This window comes from Pseudomonas sp. LBUM1670, assembly GCF_059695695.1.
Genome location: NZ_CP166783.1, coordinates 3,309,344 through 3,330,219 on the forward strand (window position 1 = coordinate 3,309,344; position 20,876 = coordinate 3,330,219).

22 protein-coding genes are annotated in these 20,876 nt (G+C 61.5%); 19 read left to right on the top strand and 3 right to left on the bottom strand.

What is annotated here, in order from left to right:
* Nucleotides 1-16 precede the first annotated feature (16 nt).
* Nucleotides 17-205, bottom strand: a complete 189-nt coding sequence (locus tag ACA073_RS14925) for a hypothetical protein (protein WP_008024801.1) — start codon at nt 203-205, stop codon at nt 17-19.
* Between the two features lie 76 nt (nt 206-281).
* Between ACA073_RS14925 and ACA073_RS14930 the strand changes: the two genes are divergently transcribed.
* From ACA073_RS14930 to ACA073_RS14970, 9 genes are all read left to right on the top strand, one after another.
* Nucleotides 282-539: a hypothetical protein gene (locus ACA073_RS14930; RefSeq protein WP_497397271.1), complete on the top strand. Its 258-nt coding sequence runs from the start codon at nt 282-284 to the stop codon at nt 537-539.
* Between the two features lie 128 nt (nt 540-667).
* On the top strand, nt 668-1,114 hold the full coding sequence (locus ACA073_RS14935; protein WP_214383693.1) for a DUF411 domain-containing protein: 447 nt from the start codon (nt 668-670) through the stop codon (nt 1,112-1,114).
* Nucleotides 1,114-1,548, top strand: coding sequence for a YqaA family protein (locus ACA073_RS14940; RefSeq protein WP_497397273.1), 435 nt, complete (start codon nt 1,114-1,116; stop codon nt 1,546-1,548). The genes ACA073_RS14935 and ACA073_RS14940 overlap by 1 nt, the downstream gene beginning before the upstream one ends.
* 85 nt (nt 1,549-1,633) lie before the next feature.
* Entirely contained in the window at nt 1,634-2,656 is a 1,023-nt protein-coding gene (locus tag ACA073_RS14945; RefSeq protein WP_497397275.1) for an alpha/beta fold hydrolase, read from the top strand.
* Between the two features lie 13 nt (nt 2,657-2,669).
* On the top strand, nt 2,670-3,623 hold the full coding sequence (locus ACA073_RS14950) for a D-2-hydroxyacid dehydrogenase family protein (RefSeq protein WP_497397277.1): 954 nt from the start codon (nt 2,670-2,672) through the stop codon (nt 3,621-3,623).
* 234 nt (nt 3,624-3,857) lie between these two features.
* Entirely contained in the window at nt 3,858-4,133 is a 276-nt protein-coding gene (locus ACA073_RS14955; protein ID WP_497397279.1) for a cytochrome b, read from the top strand.
* Between the two features lie 26 nt (nt 4,134-4,159).
* Nucleotides 4,160-4,690 (top strand): tetratricopeptide repeat protein, encoded by a 531-nt coding sequence (locus ACA073_RS14960; RefSeq protein WP_497397281.1) that lies wholly within the window; start codon nt 4,160-4,162, stop codon nt 4,688-4,690.
* A 46-nt stretch (nt 4,691-4,736) separates the two neighbouring features.
* Complete coding sequence (locus ACA073_RS14965) at nt 4,737-5,234, top strand: sigma-70 family RNA polymerase sigma factor (RefSeq protein ID WP_497397283.1); 498 nt, start codon at nt 4,737-4,739, stop codon at nt 5,232-5,234.
* On the top strand, nt 5,231-5,998 hold the full coding sequence (locus ACA073_RS14970) for an anti-sigma factor family protein (RefSeq protein WP_497397285.1): 768 nt from the start codon (nt 5,231-5,233) through the stop codon (nt 5,996-5,998). Before ACA073_RS14965 ends, ACA073_RS14970 begins: the two co-directional genes overlap by 4 nt.
* 155 nt (nt 5,999-6,153) lie before the next feature.
* Here the strand turns inward: ACA073_RS14970 and ACA073_RS14975 are convergent, their stop codons facing one another.
* Nucleotides 6,154-7,455 carry an ATP-binding protein gene (locus ACA073_RS14975; protein WP_497397287.1) on the bottom strand — a complete coding sequence of 434 codons (1,302 nt, stop codon included), beginning with the start codon at nt 7,453-7,455 and terminating at the stop codon, nt 6,154-6,156.
* Nucleotides 7,456-7,459: 4 nt separating this feature from the next.
* Nucleotides 7,460-8,161, bottom strand: coding sequence for a response regulator (locus ACA073_RS14980; RefSeq protein ID WP_084321554.1), 702 nt, complete (start codon nt 8,159-8,161; stop codon nt 7,460-7,462).
* A 296-nt stretch (nt 8,162-8,457) separates the two neighbouring features.
* On the opposite strand from ACA073_RS14980, the gene ACA073_RS14985 reads away from it, so the two are divergent.
* The 10 genes from ACA073_RS14985 to ACA073_RS15030 all read left to right on the top strand — a co-directional run bounded on the left by ACA073_RS14985 (nt 8,458) and on the right by ACA073_RS15030 (nt 20,648).
* Nucleotides 8,458-9,615, top strand: coding sequence for an efflux RND transporter periplasmic adaptor subunit (locus tag ACA073_RS14985; RefSeq protein ID WP_497397289.1), 1,158 nt, complete (start codon nt 8,458-8,460; stop codon nt 9,613-9,615).
* 15 nt (nt 9,616-9,630) lie between these two features.
* Nucleotides 9,631-12,729 carry a multidrug efflux RND transporter permease subunit gene (locus ACA073_RS14990; RefSeq protein WP_497397291.1) on the top strand — a complete coding sequence of 1,033 codons (3,099 nt, stop codon included), beginning with the start codon at nt 9,631-9,633 and terminating at the stop codon, nt 12,727-12,729.
* 191 nt (nt 12,730-12,920) lie between these two features.
* The gene (locus ACA073_RS14995; protein ID WP_497397293.1) at nt 12,921-13,562 is read left to right on the top strand and encodes a DUF1345 domain-containing protein; all 642 of its coding nucleotides are present in this window, start codon (nt 12,921-12,923) and stop codon (nt 13,560-13,562) included.
* Nucleotides 13,563-13,638: 76 nt separating this feature from the next.
* On the top strand, nt 13,639-14,478 hold the full coding sequence (locus tag ACA073_RS15000) for an AraC family ligand binding domain-containing protein (RefSeq protein WP_497397295.1): 840 nt from the start codon (nt 13,639-13,641) through the stop codon (nt 14,476-14,478).
* Nucleotides 14,479-14,530: 52 nt separating this feature from the next.
* Nucleotides 14,531-15,139, top strand: coding sequence for a LysE family translocator (locus ACA073_RS15005; protein ID WP_497397297.1), 609 nt, complete (start codon nt 14,531-14,533; stop codon nt 15,137-15,139).
* Between the two features lie 138 nt (nt 15,140-15,277).
* On the top strand, nt 15,278-16,303 hold the full coding sequence (locus tag ACA073_RS15010; protein WP_497397299.1) for a LacI family DNA-binding transcriptional regulator: 1,026 nt from the start codon (nt 15,278-15,280) through the stop codon (nt 16,301-16,303).
* Nucleotides 16,304-16,483: 180 nt separating this feature from the next.
* A complete protein-coding gene (locus ACA073_RS15015; RefSeq protein WP_497397301.1) occupies nt 16,484-17,266 on the top strand; it encodes a sugar phosphate isomerase/epimerase family protein in 783 nt (260 codons plus the stop codon).
* A complete protein-coding gene (locus tag ACA073_RS15020; RefSeq protein WP_497397303.1) occupies nt 17,259-18,248 on the top strand; it encodes a sugar kinase in 990 nt (329 codons plus the stop codon). Before ACA073_RS15015 ends, ACA073_RS15020 begins: the two co-directional genes overlap by 8 nt.
* A gap of 102 nt (nt 18,249-18,350) precedes the next feature.
* The gene (locus tag ACA073_RS15025) at nt 18,351-19,649 is read left to right on the top strand and encodes an MFS transporter (RefSeq protein ID WP_497397305.1); all 1,299 of its coding nucleotides are present in this window, start codon (nt 18,351-18,353) and stop codon (nt 19,647-19,649) included.
* Between the two features lie 21 nt (nt 19,650-19,670).
* Nucleotides 19,671-20,648: an NAD(P)-dependent oxidoreductase gene (locus ACA073_RS15030; RefSeq protein ID WP_497404105.1), complete on the top strand. Its 978-nt coding sequence runs from the start codon at nt 19,671-19,673 to the stop codon at nt 20,646-20,648.
* The last annotated feature ends 228 nt before the right edge of the window (nt 20,649-20,876 follow it).

The following is a 20,876-nucleotide window of genomic DNA, read 5'->3' on the forward strand; positions in this document are numbered from 1 at the left end:
TGGCTGCGGGCGTCGCTCAGGGTTTGACCTTGCGGCGCATCACGCCATTGATCACCACCACGATCACCGCCACGCCAATGGCGATGTACTGAAACAGCTTTTCGCTGATGACCCCGGCATTCTGCAAATACGAAAGGCCAAACATGATCCCCAGCACCACCAGGGAGATCAGAATCGAGTATTTCAAACGTTGCGACTGGGTCATTGCCCTTTTCCTTAAACAAAAAGCTTAAACATAAGCCTGAACGTGAACCTGAAAAATGTATCCGGTTTGTCTCCGGATGCATGCCAAGCCCCTACCGTTTTTCGGGGAGGCGGCGCTGCAAGCGGGGCCTCATGTTACAGCCGATGAAGCGTTTTGGCTTCATCGCGGCGATAACCTTGAGAATTTTGAAATGTTCCGTCGAATCACACTGCTGATTCCCCTGCTCGCCATTCTTTCCCTGAGCGACGACTGGCGCAAAATCCTGTGGGAGCGGCGGTGCGACGATTCGACCTGCTCGCGAAGCGGAGTGTCAAACGACATCATTGTTGACTGACACACCGCATTCGCGAGCAAGCCCGCTCCCACAGGTTCAGTATCACTTCGAAACACTCTCCCGCCTCGTCGTTGGCTAAACTCGTCAGAATGCCTTTTTTTGACCGCCATCCCAGTCGAGATTCCCCCATGCGAACCCACCTGCGTCTGGTCGCCCTGAGCGCCCTGTTCATTTCTTCCCTGGCCCAGGCCGCCGACCTGATCCCGATCGAAGTCCACCGCGACGCCAACTGCGGCTGCTGCAAAAAATGGATCAGCCACCTGGAGGCCAACGGCTTCAAGGTCGAAGATCACGTCGAAGCCAACATGAGCGAATTCAAGCAACAGCACGGCGTGCCTCCACGCCTGGCGTCCTGCCACACCGGTTTGATCAACGGCAAGTTCGTTGAAGGCCATGTCCCGGCCGATCAGGTGCTGGCCCTGAGCAAGCGCGATGACCTGTTGGGCGTGGCGGCCCCCGGAATGCCGATGGGTTCGCCGGGCATGGAAATGGACGGCATGAGCGATGCCTACCAGGTGATCGGTCTGAAAAAGGACGGCACTGATGTGGTGGTGGCGGACTACGCTGCCCATTGATGTTCGGTGCGTACATCGGCCTGTTCTTCGCCGCATTCGGGGCGGCGACCCTGTTGCCGTTGCAATCCGAAGCGCTGCTGGTGGGGTTGCTGCTCAGCGAACAGTATTGGCTCTGGTCGCTGCTGGCGGTCGCAACCCTGGGCAATGTCCTCGGCTCGCTGCTGAACTGGTGGCTGGGTCGCGGCATCGAGCGCTTCCGCGACCGGCGCTGGTTTCCGGTCAGCCCGCAGCATCTGGATAAGGCCCGGGTTCATTATCAGCGCTTCGGCCATTGGTCACTGTTGTTGAGCTGGGTGCCCGTCATCGGTGATCCGCTGACCCTGGTAGCCGGAGTGATGCGCGAGCCGCTCGGGCGCTTCCTTGTGATCGTGACCCTCGCCAAAGGCGCCCGCTATGGCGTGCTGGTCCTGGCGACTCTGGGCTGGATGGGTTGAACCATCATCCGCCGCGATTGCCTCTGCTTAATGTCGCCCTAATCAGGCCGATCCAGCATCGGCCGATTTCCTGTGGAGTTTACCCATGTCCCTCGCACGCTCCCGTTGGCTACCCGGCCTGCTGCTGACCGCCGCACTGCCCGTCATCGCTGCCGAAGGCCCGGAATACGGACCGGAACTGCAAGGCTTCGAGTATCCCTACACGGTCAAGCATTTCGCCTTTCAGTCTCAGGGCAAATCCCTGCAAATGGGCTACATGGACGTCGCCGCCCATGGCAAGGCCAACGGGCGCAGCATCGTGCTCATGCATGGCAAGAATTTCTGCGGCGCCACCTGGGACACTTCGATCAAGGCCTTGAGCGATGCCGGTTACCGGGTGATCGCCCCGGACCAGATCGGCTTCTGTACCTCCAGCAAACCGGACAACTATCAGTACAGCTTCCAGCAGCTGGCGACCAACACCCAGCAACTGCTCAAAGCCCTCGGCATCCAGAAAGCGACCCTGCTCGGGCACTCCACCGGCGGCATGCTCGCTACCCGCTTTGCGCTGCAATATCCCGATCAGGTCGAACAACTGGCCTTGGTCAATCCCATCGGCCTGGAGGACTGGAAAGCCCTCGGCGTGCCCTATCGGTCGGTGGATCAATGGTACGAACGCGAGCTGAAACTAACCGCCGATGGCATCCGCACCTATGAACGCAACACCTACTACGGCGGTCGCTGGAAACCCGAATTCGATCGCTGGGTGGACATGCTCGCCGGCCTCAATAAAGGGCCGGGGCATACGCAAGTGGCGTGGAACTCGGCGCTGATCTACGACATGATCTTCACCCAGCCGGTGTACTACGAATTCAAGGACCTGAAGATGCCGACGCTGTTGCTGATCGGCACGTCCGACACCACGGCCATCGGCAGCGACATCGCGTCGCCCGAGGTCACGGCAAAAATCGGTCACTACGATGTACTCGGCAAACAAGTGGCAAAGCTGATTCCTCAATCGACGCTGGTCGAATTTCCCGGCATGGGCCACGCGCCGCAAATGGAAGAACCGGAAAAATTCCACCAGGCCCTGCTCGCCTGGCTGAACAAAACCAACCCCGTTCGTTGATGAGGTAAGGCTGATGGCTGTGCAGATCGCAGTGATCGATGACTGGCAGGATGTAGCGCGGAACGTTGTGGACTGGTCGGCGCTGGATGCCATAGGCCAAGTGAATTTTGTCCATGATTACCCGGCTGACAACGAGACGCTGGCAGCACGCCTGGGTGAGTTTGAAGTGATCTGCGTGATGCGCGAGCGCACCCGGTTCGACGAGGATCTGCTGCGGCGGCTGCCGAAACTCAAACTGCTGGTCACCGGCGGCATGCGCAATGCTGCGCTCGACCTCAAAGCCGCTGCCGCCCTCGGCATTCAAGTCAGCGGCACCGACAGTTACAAACACGCCGCACCGGAACTGACCTGGGCGCTGATCATGGCCGCCACGCGCAACCTTGTCGTGGAAGCCAACGCCCTGCGTGCCGGAAAATGGCAGCAAGGTTTGGGTGGCGATCTGCATGGCAAGACCCTGGCGATTCTCGGCTTGGGCAGCATTGGCCAACGGGTCGCCCGGTTCGGTCAGGTGTTTGGTATGCGCGTGATCGCCTGGAGCGAAAACCTGACCGCCGAACGCGCTGCCGAAGTCGGGGTGACCTATGTGAGCAAACAGGAACTGTTCGAACAGGCCGACGTGCTGTCAGTGCATCTGGTGCTCAGCGACCGCAGCCGCGGATTGGTCGACGCGAAGGCGCTGGACTGGATGAAGCCGACGGCGCTGCTGGTCAACACGGCGCGCGGGCCGATCGTCGATGAAGCGGCGCTGATCAAGGCGCTGCAGAAACAGCGCCTGGCCGGGGCGGCGCTGGATGTGTTCGAGCAGGAACCGTTGCCGCCTCATCATCCGTTCAGGACGCTGGAAAATGTGCTGGCGACGCCGCATGTCGGGTACGTCAGCCAGCAGAATTACCATCAGTTCTTTTCGCAAATGATCGAGGATATTCAAGCCTGGTCTGCTGGCTCACCGATCCGGTTGCTGGGCTAACACACCCCCCCTGTGGGAGCGGGCTTGCTCGCGAAAGCGGTGTGTCATTCAACGATGATGTTGACTGATCCACCGCTTTCGCGAGCAAGTCGAATCGTCGCACCGCCGCTCCCACAGGGTTCTCCATCGGCCTAACTGACTTTCACCGCGACGAATGCCGCCGTCGAATAGGCAAAAGACCACCAAAAAGAAATGAATAATTGTTCACCCTGCGGTGTTCACCTGTCATCTCCCATGAGGATTTCTCGTGAACAACCTGACCCCGGACTCGCGGGTTTTCTGTTTCGTTGGGCCCAGGCAGAACCGCTCAACTTTTATGGCCTGTTCGATGTCCCAACCTTGATCAGCTTCGATAAAAGCATGAAATCGGTGTTTGACGGTTTGCACGAACAGGTAGCGTGGGCCATCGTGATGCTGGCCGGGCTGCATGCGCTTATCGCGCTGGTTCACCATTACGGCCTGCGAGATAACACGTTGCGCCGCATGTTGCCGGGGCGTGGTTCGAACTGAGACGAATGATCCTGTGGAGCACTGCCATGAATAGCCGTTTTCCTGTTTTTACCGCCCCGCTGCTGCTCGCCGTTGCATTATCCAGCGCCCTGGCAATGGCCAATGGCGATGATGAAGAACCGGCCAAACCCAATTGCCCCAAAGGCCAGGTCTGGGACAGCAAGTCGCAGAAGTGCGTGATGCAGACCAGCAGCCTCGTGCCGGACGCCGATCGCACCGATTACGCCTACCGCCTGGCCAAAGACGGGCGTTACAAAGAAGCCCTGGCCTTGCTCGATACGCTGAAAAACCCGAATACCGCCCAGGCGCTCAACTATCGCGGCTACGCCACGCGTAAACTGGGGCGCACCGACGAGGGCATCGGTTATTACCTGCAATCGGTGAAACTCGATCCGCAGTACGCGCAAGTCCGCGAATACCTCGGCGAAGCTTATGTGATCAAAGGTCGACTGGACCTCGCGCAGGAGCAGTTGCAGCGGATCAAATCGATTTGCGGCAACACCTGCGAGGAATACCAGGACCTGGCCGAAGCCATCCACGGCTCATCGAAAACCTGACGGGACGGAGGTCGCCATCGCCAGCGATCAGGCAATACGGGCAGAGTTGGGCCAGCACCTGGCGCGTTTATGGCGCTACGGCCTGTTGCTGTCCCGGCAACGGCATGTCGCCGAAGACCTGGTGCAGGCCACCTGCGTGCGGGCGCTTGAGCGTGCCGGGCAGTTTGTCCCCGGCACCCGTATGGACCGCTGGCTGCTGAGCATTCTGCATTCGATCTGGCTCAACGAAGTACGCGCGAGGCGGGTGCGCCAGGGTCAGGGGCTAGTGGATGCCGAGCATGCCCTGTCGTTCGACGGTGAATACGCCGCGCAGACCCACGTGTTCGCGACGCAGGTGATACGACGCGTCGATGCACTGCCTGAAGCCCAGCGCGAAACCGTGTTTCTGGCCTACGTCGAAGGTTTGTCCTATCGCGAAGTCGCCGAAGTGCTGGATGTGCCCATCGGCACGGTCATGAGCCGACTGGCCGCCGCACGGGCGAAACTGGCCGAGTATCCGCCGTTGCACACCGTGCCGAACCCTTCCACCGGAGAACGTCGATGAACGAACACGCAAAACCGTCAGACGAGCAACTGGTGGCCTACCTCGATGACCAACTCGATACCGACCAGCGCAGCCGCATCGACGCGGCCATCGCCGAAGATTCGGTGCTCAACCTTCGCCTGCAATGGCTGGCCCGCAGCAGCCTGCCGTTCCGGGAGGTCTACGACGAAGTGACACAGCAGGCGCCGCTGGACCGCATGCAAGCCATGCTCGACACCTTGCCCTCGCCTGCCCGGCCCGCGATGAGTCGACGCTGGTTTCTTGCCGCGGCGGCCGGTCTGGTGGTGAGCGGTGTGCTGGCGGACCGGTTGTTCATCGGCTGGCAATCGAGTCAGCGCAAAAGCAATTGGCGCGGGCTGGTGGCGGACTACATGGCGCTTTACGTACCGCAGACACTGGAACACTTGCCCACCGACGAAGCCGTTCAACGGGCGCAATTGCGCACTATCGACGCTCGCCTGGGGTTGAATCTTTTGCCTGGGCAGCTGGCCCTGCCACGCCTGGAACTCAAACGCGCGCAGATTCTTGAATACGACGGCATGCCCATTGCGCAGATTACGTATCTGGATCCGGCCCACGGCCCGGTGGCGCTTTGCGTGACACGTTCCAACAGCGGCAGCCGGCACTTCGCGCACGAGCGTCGACACGAGATGAACGTGGTGTATTGGGCGGACATGGAGCATGCGTGGATGCTGATCGGGCATAACCCGGCGACGGAGCTGGAGGAGATGGCGAAGGTGTTGCGCGACCGGTTGAGCACTTGATCAAACAGGTCGTGCCTGCCTCTGTGGCGAGGGAGCTTGCTCCCGCTGGCCGCGAAGCGGCCCCGACGTTAAGTCAGGTACACCGCGAGTGCAGGATTTACGACTGCTTCGCAGTCGCACGGGAGCAAGCTCCCTCGCCACAGGATTGCGCTGGTTCATGCAGGGGTCGGTAGCCACAACCGGAACCGCGCACCGCCCAGCGGTGAAGGTTCGACCGTGAGCGTCCCGCCCTGCGCTTCCAGCGCCCGACGGCTGATCGCCAGCCCCAGCCCAAACCCGCCCGTCGCTCGATCCCGACTGCGGTCCAAACGGTAGAACGGCTCGAAAATCCGCTCGCGCTCATCATCCGGAATGCCGATTCCGTCGTCATCAACCCAGATCTCACAACCCTCGGCGCACACCTGAACACCAATCTGAATGCGCTTCTCGCAATAGCGCATCGCGTTGCGCAACAGGTTCTGAATGGCGCGGGCGGTCAGGCGCGGGTCAAGGCTGAAGCGTTCGATCTGGCCATGAAGCAGCACGTCGATCACGATTTGAGGAGAGTCCAGTTCTTCGTCAACGCTGCCGAGAATACTGTCGATGAATTCGTCCAGCGACACGTCGACCCGTTCTGGCAACCGCGCCGGATTTTGCAGGCGACTGTACGACAGCAACTCCAGCACCAACTCATCCAGTTCGCGAATGTGCGCAACCAGCCCTTGCAGGCGTTCGCGGCTGGTGGCCGGCAAGTCGTCGGACAGCGCCAGGGCCAGGCCGAAATCCAGTCGGGTCAACGGCGTGCGCAGTTCGTGAGAGACGGCGTTGAGCAAATCCCGCTGCTGGTTGAGCAGGTTTTCAATGTCGCCAGCCATGGTGTCGAACACGTTGGCCAGGCTACCAATGTTGGAGCTGGCGGAAATCTTCGTGCGCTCGCTCAAGTGACCTTTACCGAAGCGCTCAGCGGTGCCTTTGAGGCGTTCCAAGTCGCGCCAGTGCGGGCGCAGCCACAGCAACAGACACGCGAGCATGGTCGCGCCGATCAGCACGTTGATGCTCCAGTACAACAAATTGACGTCCAGCGGGTCCGGCGGCACGACCATTTGCACCACGACTTGCGCGTTCAGCGGCGCCACCGCCAGCGTGCGCCAGCCCCAGTCGCCGATGCGCACAACGTTCTCGCCGCGCTGCAGACGTTGCTGTTCGGCCAGGGTGAAGCCCTCATCGTCATTGCGGCTCAGGACGATGTGCAGCGGACTGAATTGCTCGTCCATCTCAGTCGCCAGCGCCGGCCATTGCGCCTCGGGCACGGCGTGAAACTGCTTGACGATGAGGGTTTGCAACCCGCGGGAATAATCGAGGTTGTAGGTGACAAAGCGCTCCTGAAAGACCTTGATCACCACGTCCGGCACCAGATAAATCGCCGCGCTGTACGAGACGATCGTCACCAGATACAAGCGAAAGAGGATTCTGAACATCGCCTCAGCATTCCCATTCGGAGCGGCTGAACAGGTAACCCTTGCCCCACACGGTCTTGATCTTGCGCGCTTCGCCGGCGTGGTCGTCGAATTTGCGCCGTAACTTGGAGATCGCCACGTCCACCGAACGGTCGGTGCCGTTGAATTCGATACCGCGCAGGCGTTGCAGGATCTGATCGCGGCTCAGCACTTCACCGGCATGCCGGGCCAGCACCACCAGCAGGTTGTATTCGCCGCTGGACAGCTCGACCAGTTGCTCGCGCCAGGTCACGGTGCGCTCGGACAGGTCGATGCACAGATTGCCCATGAGAATGCGATCGTTGGCGGTCTGCGGTTCGCTGAGGCTGCTGCGGCGCAACAGCGTTCGGACACGGGCCAGCAACACCCGGGGTTCGCAGGGTTTGGTGACGTAGTCATCGGCGCCCATTTCCAGGCCCAGCACCTGATCGTGGCTGTCGTCGCGGGCGGTGAGCATCAGGATCGGCAGCGTGGCCGAATCCGCGCGCAGCAAGCGACAGACTTGCAGGCCGTCGAGGCCCGGCAGCATCAGGTCGAGGATCACCAGGTCCGGCGGATTGACCCGCGCCCGTTCGCGCACGTGATCGCCGCGGCTGATCACGCTGACGGAATAGCCGTTGCGTTCCAGGTAGCTGGCAATCAGCTCAGAGAGCGCGGTGTCGTCTTCGACCAGGAGGATGTTGGGCATGGGTGTTTCCAGGGAGTTCTGTGGCGATCATAAGGCCGCCTTCGCGAGCAAGCCCGCTCCCACATTGGATCTTCTGTGTGTCATCAATATTTGGCACACAGAAGAACCAATGTGGGAGCGGGCTTGCTCGCGAAGGCGGCCTCGAAGTCGCAAAAGGAATCAAGCCGTGAAGGATATACGCCCTCACCCGCCCCTGAGCAAAACCCTTACACAATTTCACACAGCACCAACAAAGCTTCACCTCTACCCTCGTCGGCTGCCCGTAGGATGCGGGAGTTCATTATTGGGGTATTTACATGTCAAAGAACCTGCTTGCCAAGCTCAGCCTGCTGGCACTGGCGTTGACGCTGAGCGCTTGTGACAAGTCCTCGAACGCCGAAGAACAGGCGCCATTGGCCACCGTGCGCATCGAAACCCTCGACGCCCGGCCTCTGTCGATCACCAGCGAACTGAGCGGGCGGATTGCCGCGCCACGGATTGCCGAAGTTCGCGCCCGTGTCGCCGGCGTCGTTTTGCAACGGGTCTTTCGCGAAGGCAGCGATGTGAAAAAAGGCGACGTGCTGTTTCGCATCGATCCCGCGCCGTTCAAGGCTGACCTGGACAGCGCCGAAGCGGAACTGCGAAAAGCCGAGGCCAATGCGTTTCAGGCGCGCCTGCAAGAGCAGCGTTATGCCCAGTTGATCGAAGGCAACGCCATCAGCGGTCAGGACTACGACAACGCCCGGGCCGCCGTCCGGCAAACCGCCGCCGAGGTCGCCGCGAACAAGGCTGCGGTTGAGCGGGCGAAACTCAATCTCGGCTACGCCACCGTCACCGCGCCGATTTCCGGGCGCATCGGTCGCGCACTGGTCACCGAAGGCGCGTTGGTCGGGCAGAACGAAACCACGCCGCTGGCATTGATTCAGCAGCTGAACCCGATTCATGCCGACCTCACCCAATCAACCCGAGAACTCAACGATTTGCGCCGCGCCTTCCGCTCCGGTCAGTTGAAGGAAGTGGGTCAGGGTCAGGCCAAAGCCACGCTGATCCAGGACGACGGCAGTTTCTATCCCTTGCCGGGCAAGCTGCTGTTCACCGACATCACCGTCGATCCGGGCACCGGCCAGATCATCCTGCGCAGCGAATTCCCCAACCCGGACCTCGACTTGCTGCCCGGCAGCTTCGTGCGGGTGCGCCTGGAACAAGCGGTGAATCAGCAAGGCATCAGCGTGCCGCAACGGGCTATCCAGCGTGATAGCGCCGGCATTGCTCAGGTGCTGTTGCTCGACGCGGATCAACGGGTCGGCCAGCAACCGGTTGAGCTCGGCGCCGTGCAAAACGATCGCTGGATCGTCACCGCAGGCCTCAAGCCCGGCGACCGCATCGTCATCGAAGGCCTGCAACACGCCAAGCCCGGCGAGAAAGTGCAGATCGACGACTCCCCTTTTCCACTTGCCCAGGCCACTGGTCAGTAAGCAGGACGCTTTTTTATGCCGCAGTTCTTTATCGATCGCCCGGTGTTCGCCTGGGTGGTTGCCTTGTTCATCCTGCTGGCGGGCGCCCTGGCCATTCCGCAGTTGCCGGTGGCGCAGTACCCCGATGTCGCGCCGCCGCAGATCGAAATCTATGCCGTGTACCCCGGTGCTTCCGCGCAGACCGTGGACGAGAGCGTGGTCAGCCTGATCGAGGAAGAGCTCAACGGCGCCGATCATCTGTTGTATTTCGAGTCCCAGAGCAGCCTCGGCAGCGCCACGATCAAGGCGACTTTCCAACCGGGCACCAACCCGGAAATGGCCCAGGTGGATGTGCAGAACCGCCTGAAAGTCGTGGAGTCGCGTCTGCCGCAAGCGGTGAATCAGCAAGGCTTGCAAGTAGAGAAAGTCTCCGCCGGTTTCCTGCTGCTGATCACCCTGACCTCCACCGACGGCAAGCTCGACGACGTGGCGCTCAGCGATTACCTGGCGCGCAATGTGATGAACGAGATCAAGCGTCTGGACGGTGTCGGCAAGGCCCAGTTGTATGGCGCCGAACGGGCGATGCGGATCTGGATCGACCCGCAGAAGCTGATCGGTTTCAACCTGACGCCAGCCGACGTCAACGCTGCCATCGTCGCGCAGAATGCTCAGGTCTCGGCGGGCAGCATCGGCGATTTGCCAACCCGCACCACCCAGGAAATCACCGCGACCATTCTGGTCAAAGGTCAGCTGTCGACCCCGGAAGAATTTGCTGACATCGTACTCAAGGCCAATCCCGACGGTTCCACCGTGCGCATCGGCGATGTGGCCCGGGTCGAAATCGGCAGCCAGGAATATCAGTTCGGCACGCGCCTGAACGGCAATCCGTCCACCGCCGTCGGCGTGCAGTTGTCGCCCGGCGCCAACGCCCTGAGCACCGCGACCCTGGTGCGGGCGAAGATGGATGAACTGGCGCGCTACTTCCCGGCCAACGTTGAATACAAGATCCCGTACGACACCTCGCCCTTCGTCAAAGTCTCGATCACCAAAGTGGTTTACACCCTGGTCGAAGCAATGGTGCTGGTGTTTGCGGTGATGTTCCTGTTCCTGCAAAACATCCGCTACACCCTGATTCCGACCCTCGTGGTGCCGGTGGCGCTGATGGGCACCTTTGCGACCATGTTGGCGCTGGGGTTCTCGATCAACGTGCTGACCATGTTCGGCATGGTGCTGGCCATCGGCATTCTGGTGGACGACGCCATCGTCGTGGTGGAGAACGTCGAGCGGATCATGGTCACCGAAGGCCTGTCGCCGAAAGAGGCGACACGCAAGGCCATGAAGCAGATCACCGGGGCGATCATCGGCATCACCCTGGTGCTGGTCGCAGTGTTTATTCCGATGGCGTTCATGCAAGGTTCGGTCGGGGTGATTTACCGGCAGTTCTCGTTGTCGATGGCGACGTCGATCCTGTTCTCGGCCTTCCTCGCCCTGACCTTGACCCCGGCGCTTTGCGCGACCTTGCTCAAGCCGGTTGCCAAGGGCGAACATCACGCCAAGGGCGGTTTCTTCGGCTGGTTCAACCGGCGCTTCGAGCAACTGACCGAGCGCTATCAGGGCTGGGTCGCCTATGCACTGAAACGCAGCGGTCGCTACCTGCTGATCTACGGCGTGCTGCTGATCGGCCTGAGTCTGTGCTTCAGTCGTCTGCCCTCCTCGTTCCTGCCGGTGGAGGATCAGGGTTACACCATCACCGACATTCAACTGCCACCGGGCGCGAGCAGAAATCGCACGGTGCAGGTGGTCGAGCAAATCGAAGCCCACAACGCCACGGAACCTGGCGTCGGTGACAGCACGGTGATTCTCGGTTTCAGCTTTTCCGGCAGCGGGCAGAACGCGGCGTTGGCGTTTACCACGTTGAAAGACTGGTCGGATCGCGGCAGCGACGACTCGGCGAGTTCGATTGCCGACCGCGCCAACATCGCGCTGAGCCAGATCAAGGACGCCGTGGCGTTCTCGGTCCTGCCGCCGCCGGTGGACGGCCTCGGCACCTCCAGCGGTTTCGAGTTCCGCTTGCAGGACCGTGGCGGCCTCGGCCATGCCACGCTGATGCAGGCGCGCAGCGAGTTGCTGGCGGCCGCCGAGAAAAGTCCGATCCTGATGAACGTGCGCGAAAGCGCGCTGGCCGAAGCGCCGCAGGTGCAATTGATCGTCGACCGCAAACAGGCGAATGCGCTGGGTGTTTCGTTCGCCGACATCGGCAGCGTGCTCTCCACTGCCGTCGGTTCGGCCTACATCAACGACTTCCCCAATCAGGGGCGGATGCAGCGGGTGGTGGTTCAGGCTGAAGGCGATCAGCGCAGTCAGGTCACGGATTTGCTGAAGATTCATGTGCGCAACAGCAGCGGAAAAATGGTGCCGCTGTCCGCCTTCGTCCAGGCCAAATGGACCCAGGGGCCGGCGCAATTGACCCGTTACAACGGCTACCCGGCGATCAGCATTTCCGGTGAGCCGACGCCGGGCCACAGCACCGGTGAAGCCATGGCGGAAATCGAACGGCTGGTGGCGCAAGGGCCGGCAGGCTTGGGTCAGGAATGGACCGGGCTGTCGTTGCAGGAACGGCTGTCCGGCAGCCAGGCGCCGATTTTGCTCGGGTTGTCGCTGCTGATCGTGTTCCTGTGCCTGGCGGCGTTGTATGAAAGCTGGTCGATTCCGACCTCGGTGCTGCTGGTGGTGCCGCTCGGCGTGCTCGGCGCGGTGCTGGCGGTGACCTTGCGCGGGATGCCCAACGACGTGTTTTTCAAGGTCGGGCTGATCACCATCATCGGCCTGTCGGCGAAGAACGCGATTCTGATCATCGAGTTCGCCAAGAGCCTGTACGACGAAGGCCACGACCTGATCGACGCCACCCTGCAAGCCGCGCGCCTGCGCCTGAGGCCGATCGTCATGACGTCCCTGGCGTTCATCCTCGGCGTCGTGCCGCTGGCAATCGCCACCGGCGCCAGCTCGGCGAGCCAACAGGCCATCGGCACCGGCGTGATCGGCGGGATGATCACCGCGACCCTGGCGGTGGTGTTTGTGCCGGTGTTTTTTGTGGTGGTGATGAAGCTGGTGCGCAAACGCCACAAAGCTAACTGAACAAACACAACCCCCCTGTGGGAGCGGGCTTGCTCGCGAATGCGGTGTATCAGTCGACATCAACGTTGACTGACACACCGCATTCGCGAGCAAGCCCGCTCCCACAGGGGATCTCATTGGCTGCAGCAGTGTGGTCACAACGGACTGCGCTGGGCTAAGGTGTTTGCAAAGCCCCAACCCATCGAGCCTCCATGCCCTTCCTCGCCCGCACCCACCCTCGCCTGTCCGCCGCGGCCACCCTCGGCGTCGCGGTGGGCATTCTGGCTCCGGCCGACTCGATCATCAGCAAAATCCTCTTCGGCTGGAACGCCGGGGTCTGGACCTACCTGCTTTTGATGCTCTGGCTCACCACCCGGGCCAAAGCGCCGGACGTGAAGCGCATTGCCGAGGTCGAAGACGAGAACGCCGGGCTGGTGCTGTTCGTGGTGTGCATCGCTGCGATTGCGAGCCTGGCGACCATCGCCTTCGAACTCACCGGCAGCCGGGACCTGGAAATCACTCGCAAGCTGCTGCATTACGGTTTCACCGCGCTGACCGTGATCGGTTCATGGCTGCTGATCGGGGTGATTTTCAGCGTGCATTACGCCCGTCTGTTCTACACCTGGGACGGCAAAGACCCGGCGCTGCGTTTCGCCGAAGGCCTGACCACCCCCAATTACTGGGACTTCCTGTATTTCTCGTTCACCATCAGCGCGGCGGTGCAGACCTCGGATGTCGGCGTGGCGACCCGGGATTTGCGCAAGATTGTGCTGGCGCAATCGCTGATCGGCTTTCTGTTCAACACGGCGATTCTCGGGTTTTCGATCAACATCGCCGCCGGCCTGTTCAACTGATCCGTGCACAAACGTTCTAGGCATCGCCCTCGCCACGGGCGTTAACTAAGTCGGCAATCCGCCTCACAGGTGCAGCATGACGACTCACAACTGGATCGACCTGGCCCAGGACGCCGACACCGGCATCGAGACGCTGCGCGCGCATTTCGAGGGCCACGCCTACGACCCGCACTGGCATGACAGCTATCTGGTGGGCGTCACCGAGCAAGGGGTTCAGCAATTCAACTGTCGGCGAGCGAAGCACCAAAGCACACCGGGCAAGGTGTTTTTACTTGAGCCGGGCGATATTCATGACGGCGAAGCGCCAACGGTCGACGGTTTCACCTACCGCATGCTGTACCTCGACCCGCAGTGGTTGCAGCGCGAGCTGAGTGCCGTGTTCGACAACGCGCCCGACAACAGTCAGTTGAGCTTCGCCAAAACCCTGGCCACCGACGTGCGTCTGGCCAACGCCACCCGCCAGGCCTTTCAGGCGCTGCATCACGGTGAACTGAAGATCGTCCGCCAGACCGCCCTCGACGGCTTGCTCGAGCGCCTCACCACTCACCTGCACTGGCGCGCCCGTTATGGCGAAGACCCGCGTTTGCCCTTGGTGGCGCAGAAGGCTCGGGAGTATCTGCATGCTCATGCCCACGAGGACATCGGCCTCGATCAACTCGCTGCCGCAACAGGCGTCGACCGCTTCCGCCTGACCCGCGCTTTCAAGGCCGCTTACGGCATGGCGCCACACGCCTATCTGGTGCAATTGCGCCTGGCCACGGCGCGGCGAATGCTGGCCCGTGGCGAGCAACCGGCGGCGGTGGCGATGGCACTGGGGTTTGCCGATCAGAGCCATCTGGGGCGCTGGTTCGTGCGCGCTTACGGTCTGACGCCAGCGCTGTATCGCAAGCGCTGCTCAAATCTTCCAGACAGTTGATCGCGGGGTTGTGAAGATCGGCCTCAATGATCTTCACCGGAGTTTGCCCGCGATGCTGTCCTCTTTCCCGACGTTACTGCCTTTCCTGTTGTTCGCGTTCGTGGCGTCAATCACGCCCGGTCCGACCAACATTCTGGTGTTGAGCAACAGTTCTCGCTATGGGCTGGCCGCTGCCGTGCCGATCATCTTCGGCGCCTGCGCCAGCGCTGCGACGATTGTGTTGTTGGTCGGCAGCGGCGCCGGTTCCTCGCTGACCGCTTTGCCCGCGGTGCAAACCGCGATGCAGTGGATCGGCGTAGCGTGGCTGAGTTACCTGTCCTGGCAGATCTTCAGCGCTCCGGCGCAAGCCGTCACCGCGCGGGACACCGATGCCCGACTCGGACTGGTCGGCGCCGCCAGCCTGCAATTGATCAACCCGAAAACCTGGATGATGGCGCTGGCCGTGGTCAGTGTCTTTGCCGGGGGCGGTGAACAGCGTCTGGTTCACGTGATGTTTTTGTCGCTGGCGTTTTTCCTGATTTCCCTGCCGTGCCTTGGGGTCTGGGCGCTGCTCGGCGCGGGGTCTACGCGGTGGTTGCGCTCGCCCCGGGCGATGCAACGTTTCAATCGCTGCATGGCCCTGTTGCTGTTGGGATCGGCCTGGTTGAGTCTGTGGGCCTGAATCCCATTCGTCGGCCATTGTCGGACAATCGACGACGCGGGACTTGACAGCGAAATGGATTTTGCTGTCTTCTGAAACCGGTTTCAGTGCCACCTCAATCGCACGAACCTTATAATTCCAATAAGAAGGTTTCCGCCCGTGAATGATTTCTCCGCCGCCCAGCGCAGCCGCGTCACCATGCTTGATGTCGCCGAACACGCCAAAGTCTCCAAGGCCAGCGTGTCGCGGTTCATCGGCGACGATCGCGCCCTGCTGTCCGATGCGACGGCCTTGCGCATCGAACAGGCGATTGCTGAATTGGGCTATCGGCCGAACCAGATGGCCCGAGGTCTGAAACGCGGGCGCACCCGGCTGATCGGCATGCTGGTCGCTGACATCCGCAACCCTTACTCGATTGCCGTGATGCACGGGGTGGAAACCGCCTGCCGTCAGCACGGCTACAGCCTGGTGGTGTGCAACACCGACCGCGATGACGAGCAGGAATGCCAACACTTGGCGCTGTTGCGCTCCTACAACATCGAAGGGTTGATCGTGAACACCCTCGGCCACCACCGCGACGAATTGCAGGAACTGCACCGGGAGATGCCCTTGGTGCTGGTGGACCGCAAGGTCGAGCAGCTCGAAAGTGACCTGGTCGGGCTGGATAACCCGGAAGCGGTCGAGATCGCCATCGCCCACCTTGAAGAACGCGGTTACCGCGATGTGTTGCTGGTCACCGAACCGTTTGACGGCACCAGTTCGCGGATCGAGCGCGTCAGCAGCTTCAAGGCACAGATCGCTCAACGTTCGGCGCTGCGCGGGACGCTCATCGAAACCGGCAGTGACCTCACGGCAAACCTTAAAACCTTTCTCGATACACCCGGCCCCGGCCCGAAGGCGTTGTTCTGCGCGAACGGGATTGCGGCGCTGGCCGCTACCCACGCGTTGCGCGAATTGGAATGCAATCTGTTTGAAGAGATCGGTTTGATAGCGCTCGATGATCTGGATTGGTATCCGCTGGTGGGCAGCGGTATCACCGCTCTCGCGCAACCGACGGCCGAGATTGGCGCGAGTGCGTTTGAATGCTTGCTCAAGCGCTTGCGTGGGGATGACGGGCCGGTGCGGACGCTGGATTTTTCGGCGCGGTTGATTGTGCGGGGGTCGACACTTGGGAATTCTCGGTGATTGGGCCGGCCCCTTCGCGAGCAAGCCCGCTCCCACAGGGATCGCAGGTGTACACACAATATTTGTACGACACAAAACCCTGTGGGAGCGGGCTTGCTCGCGAAGAGGCCCGAAAGATCACCACAAAACTCCATCCTTTTTTTTGAACAAAAATGAAACCGGTTTCAGAGGTCCAGAACAATGAATAACCCCCCCGTCTCCATCAGCCTCTCCAGCTACGGCGCCGACCTGGTACGCCGACGCGGCCAGGGCAGTTTCATCGATATCCTGACCGCTGCTGGCGCCACCTGCATCGAATGGCGCGAAGAGTTGCTGACAACCGAAGACCCCGCACAACTGGCCGATGCCACCCAGGCCCAAGGCCTCGAAAGCGTGTACTCCTCGCCGATGGAACTGTGGCTGGCCGGACAGTCGAAACCCAATCCCGATCTGATCACCGCCCTGCAACGCGCCCAGGCTTTCGGCGCCAAATGGCTGAAAGTGTCCCTCGGCTACTTCACCGACACCAGTGACCTGCAGACCCTCGCCCAGGCTCTGGGCAGAAGCGCCGTGCAATTGCTGGTGGAAAACGATCAGACCTTGCACGGTGGTCGCATCGAACCGTTTCAGCGCTTTTTCGCAGCGGTCGAGCAACACAACGTGCCGGTCAAAATGACCTTCGATATCGGCAACTGGCACTGGCAGGATCAGTCCGCCAGCAGCGCTGCACGCCTGCTGGGGCGCCACGTCGGCTATGTGCACTGCAAGGCCGTCTCGCGTCGGGCCGACGGCAAACTGATTGCCATACCGCCTGCCGCCAGCGACCTGCATCTGTGGGAGCAACTGCTGCGGCACATGGCCCAAGGCGTAATGCGGGCAGCGGAATATCCACTGCAAGGCGACGATCTGGTACAGCTCACCACCGAGCACGTCGCCGCCCTCGCCCGCCTCGGCAACACACGCTTGGAGAGCACTCATGCCTGAGATCGATATTCTGTCGTTCGGTGAAACCATGGCGATGTTCGTCGCCGATCAGAACGGCGAACTGGCCAACGTCGACCACTTCCACAAGCGCATTGCCGGGGCCGACAGCAACGTCGCCATCGGTTTGTCGCGACTGGGATTCAACGTGGCATGGCTGAGCCGGGTCGGTGACGATTCGCTGGGTCGGTTCGTGATCGACACGCTGAAAAAGGAAGGCATCGATTGCAGCAACGTCGCCATCGATGCTGCCCATCCGACCGGGTTTCAGCTCAAGTCGCGCACCGACGATGGCGACGATCCCATGGTCGAGTACTTCCGGCGTGGTTCGGCGGCGAGTCATTTGTCGCCGCAGTCGATCGTTCCCGAGCTGCTCAAGGCGCGGCACTTGCACGCCACCGGCATTCCTCCCGCGCTGTCGGAAACGGCGCGGCAGATGTCGTTCGAACTGATGACCCGCATGCGCGAGGCCGGGCGCAGTGTCTCCTTCGACCCCAACCTGCGCCCGAGCCTGTGGGCCAGCACGCAACAGATGATCAGCGAGGTCAACCGCCTCGCCGCCCTTGCTGACTGGGTGCTGCCGGGTTTGAGCGAAGGTCGTTTGCTGACGGGCTACGAAGACCCCGCCGATATCGCGGCGTTCTATCTCGACCAGGGTGCCGAAGCAGTGGCGATCAAGCTCGGCCCGCACGGTGCGTATTACCGCACGCATCTGGATCAAGGTTTCGTGGCGGGCGTGCCCGTAGAAACGGTGGTCGACACCGTCGGTGCCGGCGACGGTTTTGCCGTCGGCATGATCAGCGCGCTGCTGGAAAACCACAGCTTTGCCGACGCCGTGAAGCGTGCCAACTGGATTGGTAGTCGGGCGGTGCAGAGTCGGGGGGATATGGAGGGGTTGCCGACCCGTTCCGAAATGTCCGTCGAGTTCGAGGCCGCCCTTCGCGAGCAAGCCCGCTCCCACATGGGATTTTGTGTACGACTCTGAACCCATGTGGGAGCGGGCTTGCTCGCGAAGGGGCCAGCACAGTCACTAAAGATTTAAACCGTTACCTGCTGCGACAAAAACAACAAGCTCAGGAGCACCATCATGAAAACCGCAACGCTCGCCGCCCGCCGCTGGTGGTACATCATGCCCATCGTGTTCATCACCTACAGCCTGGCGTACCTGGACCGCGCCAACTATGGGTTCGCCGCCGCCTCCGGAATGGCCGCCGACCTGATGATCACCCCGGGCCTGTCGTCGATGCTCGGCGCGCTGTTCTTCCTCGGCTACTTTTTCTTCCAGGTGCCGGGGGCGATCTACGCGCAAAAGCACAGCGTGAAGAAACTGATTTTCGTCAGCCTGATCCTCTGGGGCAGCCTGGCCACCTTGACCGGGATCGTCTCCAACGCCTACTGGCTGATCGTCATTCGCTTCATGCTCGGCGTGGTCGAGGCCGCGGTGATGCCGGCGATGCTGATCTACCTGTGCCACTGGTTCACCCGCGCCGAACGCTCCCGGGCCAACACCTTCCTGATTCTCGGCAACCCGGTGACCATGCTCTGGATGTCGGTGGTGTCGGGTTATCTGGTGCAGCATTACAGCTGGCGCTGGATGTTCATCATCGAAGGCTTGCCGGCAGTGCTCTGGGCGTTTATCTGGTGGCGTCTGGCGGATGATCGTCCGGCCCAGGCGAAGTGGCTCAGCGACCAGGAAAAGCAAGATCTGGAAAGCGCCCTTGCCGCCGAACAGGTCGGCATCAAAGCGGTGAAGAACTACGCCGAAGCCTTCCGCTCACCGAAAGTGATCATCCTGGCCCTGCAGTTTTTCTGCTGGAGCATCGGCGTCTACGGTTTCGTGCTGTGGCTGCCGTCGATCCTCAAGGCCGGCGCGCAAATGGACATGGTCGAAGCCGGCTGGCTGTCGGCGCTGCCGTATCTGGCGGCGGTGATCGGCATGCTGCTGGTGTCCTGGGGCTCGGACAAATTGCAGAAGCGCAAACGCTTCGTCTGGCCGCCGCTGCTGATCGCCTCGATTGCGTTCTACGGTTCGTACGCGCTGGGCGCCGAACATTTCTGGTGGTCCTACACCCTGCTGGTGATTGCCGGCGCCTGCATGTATGCGCCTTACGGACCGTTCTTCGCCATCATTCCGGAAATCCTCCCGGCCAACGTGGCGGGTGGCGCGATGGCGTTGATCAACAGCATGGGCGCACTGGGTTCCTTTGGCGGCTCCTATCTGGTCGGTTACCTGAACAGCTCCACTGGTTCGCCCGGCGCGTCCTACCTGCTGATGAGCGGCGCGCTGATGTTCTCGGTGGTGCTGACGATTTTCCTCAAGCCCGGCGCGAGTGACCGGGAGCGTCCCTCGGTTGCGGTAACACGCCCAACCGCCGCCCATCCTTGAATTGATGTAGAGATGAATACGATGAAAAAGCAGGTCGTTCTGTACAAGAAACTCTCGCCGCTGCTGATGGCCCGCCTGCATGAGCAGAGCGAAGTGACGCTGATCGACAACCTCGACGCCGAAGGGCTCGCGCAGCTGCGTGAAGCCCTGCCCCGCGCTCACGGTTTGCTGGGCGCCAGCCTGAAACTGGACGCCGGGTTGCTGGATCTGGCGCCGAATCTGCAAGCCATCAGCAGCGTGTCCGTGGGCGTCGACAACTACGACATCGACTACCTGACCGAGCGGCGCATCCTGCTCAGCAACACCCCGGACGTGCTCACCGAAACCACCGCCGACACCGGTTTCGCGCTGATTCTGGCGACGGCCCGGCGCGTGGTGGAACTGGCGAATCTGGTTCGCGCCGGCCAGTGGAAACGCAACATCGGCCCCGCGCAGTTCGGCACCGATGTACACGGCAAAACCCTGGGCATCATCGGCATGGGGCGGATTGGCGAAGCGTTGGCCCAGCGCGGGCATTTCGGTTTCGGCATGCCGGTGATCTATCACAGCCACTCGCCGAAACCGGCGGTGGAGCAGCGCTTCGATGCGCAATACCGCAGCCTGCCGGAGCTGTTGCAGCAAGCCGATTTCGTCTGCCTGACCTTGCCGCTGACGGCAGAGACCGAAGGGCTGATCAGCGCGGAGCAATTTGCGCTGATGCGCCCGGAAACCATCTTCATCAATATTTCACGGGGCAAAGTCGTGGACGAAGCGGCGCTGATCGAGGCGTTGCGCTCGGGGCAGATTCGCGCGGCGGGGCTGGATGTGTTCGAGCGTGAACCGTTGAATCCTGACTCGCCGCTGTTGAAGTTGAACAATGTGGTGGCGACGCCGCACATTGGCTCGGCGACCCATGAAACGCGGGAAGCGATGGCCACGTGTGCGGTGGACAATCTGTTGGCGGCGCTGGCGGGTGAGCGGCCGAAGAATCTGGTGAATGTGCGGGCGTGGAAGGGCTGAAGATTTAGTCGCCTGTCAGTCAGTCTTCGCGAGCAAGCCCGCTCCCACATTGGTTTTGTGAATGCCGCAGATCCAATGTGGGAGCGAGCCTGCTCGCGAAGAGGCCGGCACAGACAACGCAAATTCCTCAGGCACGCCGAGCCTTTCCCACATGGGATCTGTGGCGTTCACAATACCCTGTGGGAGCGGGCTTGCTCGCGAAGGGGCCGGCACAGACAACGCAAATTC

Excerpts from the sequence above, each read along its gene's own strand:
- ACA073_RS14925 (WP_008024801.1), bottom strand. The coding sequence starts at position 205 with ATGACCCAGTCGCAACGTTTGAAATACTCGATTCTGATCTCCCTGGTG.
- ACA073_RS14930 (WP_497397271.1), top strand. The coding sequence starts at position 282 with ATGCATGCCAAGCCCCTACCGTTTTTCGGGGAGGCGGCGCTGCAAGCG.
- ACA073_RS14935 (WP_214383693.1), top strand. The coding sequence starts at position 668 with ATGCGAACCCACCTGCGTCTGGTCGCCCTGAGCGCCCTGTTCATTTCT.
- ACA073_RS14940 (WP_497397273.1), top strand. The coding sequence starts at position 1,114 with ATGTTCGGTGCGTACATCGGCCTGTTCTTCGCCGCATTCGGGGCGGCG.
- ACA073_RS14945 (WP_497397275.1), top strand. The coding sequence starts at position 1,634 with ATGTCCCTCGCACGCTCCCGTTGGCTACCCGGCCTGCTGCTGACCGCC.
- ACA073_RS14950 (WP_497397277.1), top strand. The coding sequence starts at position 2,670 with ATGGCTGTGCAGATCGCAGTGATCGATGACTGGCAGGATGTAGCGCGG.
- ACA073_RS14955 (WP_497397279.1), top strand. The coding sequence starts at position 3,858 with ATGAGGATTTCTCGTGAACAACCTGACCCCGGACTCGCGGGTTTTCTG.
- ACA073_RS14960 (WP_497397281.1), top strand. The coding sequence starts at position 4,160 with ATGAATAGCCGTTTTCCTGTTTTTACCGCCCCGCTGCTGCTCGCCGTT.
- ACA073_RS14970 (WP_497397285.1), top strand. The coding sequence starts at position 5,231 with ATGAACGAACACGCAAAACCGTCAGACGAGCAACTGGTGGCCTACCTC.
- ACA073_RS14975 (WP_497397287.1), bottom strand. The coding sequence starts at position 7,455 with ATGTTCAGAATCCTCTTTCGCTTGTATCTGGTGACGATCGTCTCGTAC.
- ACA073_RS14980 (WP_084321554.1), bottom strand. The coding sequence starts at position 8,161 with ATGCCCAACATCCTCCTGGTCGAAGACGACACCGCGCTCTCTGAGCTG.
- ACA073_RS14985 (WP_497397289.1), top strand. The coding sequence starts at position 8,458 with ATGTCAAAGAACCTGCTTGCCAAGCTCAGCCTGCTGGCACTGGCGTTG.
- ACA073_RS14990 (WP_497397291.1), top strand. The coding sequence starts at position 9,631 with ATGCCGCAGTTCTTTATCGATCGCCCGGTGTTCGCCTGGGTGGTTGCC.
- ACA073_RS14995 (WP_497397293.1), top strand. The coding sequence starts at position 12,921 with ATGCCCTTCCTCGCCCGCACCCACCCTCGCCTGTCCGCCGCGGCCACC.
- ACA073_RS15000 (WP_497397295.1), top strand. The coding sequence starts at position 13,639 with ATGACGACTCACAACTGGATCGACCTGGCCCAGGACGCCGACACCGGC.
- ACA073_RS15005 (WP_497397297.1), top strand. The coding sequence starts at position 14,531 with ATGCTGTCCTCTTTCCCGACGTTACTGCCTTTCCTGTTGTTCGCGTTC.
- ACA073_RS15015 (WP_497397301.1), top strand. The coding sequence starts at position 16,484 with ATGAATAACCCCCCCGTCTCCATCAGCCTCTCCAGCTACGGCGCCGAC.
- ACA073_RS15020 (WP_497397303.1), top strand. The coding sequence starts at position 17,259 with ATGCCTGAGATCGATATTCTGTCGTTCGGTGAAACCATGGCGATGTTC.
- ACA073_RS15025 (WP_497397305.1), top strand. The coding sequence starts at position 18,351 with ATGAAAACCGCAACGCTCGCCGCCCGCCGCTGGTGGTACATCATGCCC.
- ACA073_RS15030 (WP_497404105.1), top strand. The coding sequence starts at position 19,671 with ATGAAAAAGCAGGTCGTTCTGTACAAGAAACTCTCGCCGCTGCTGATG.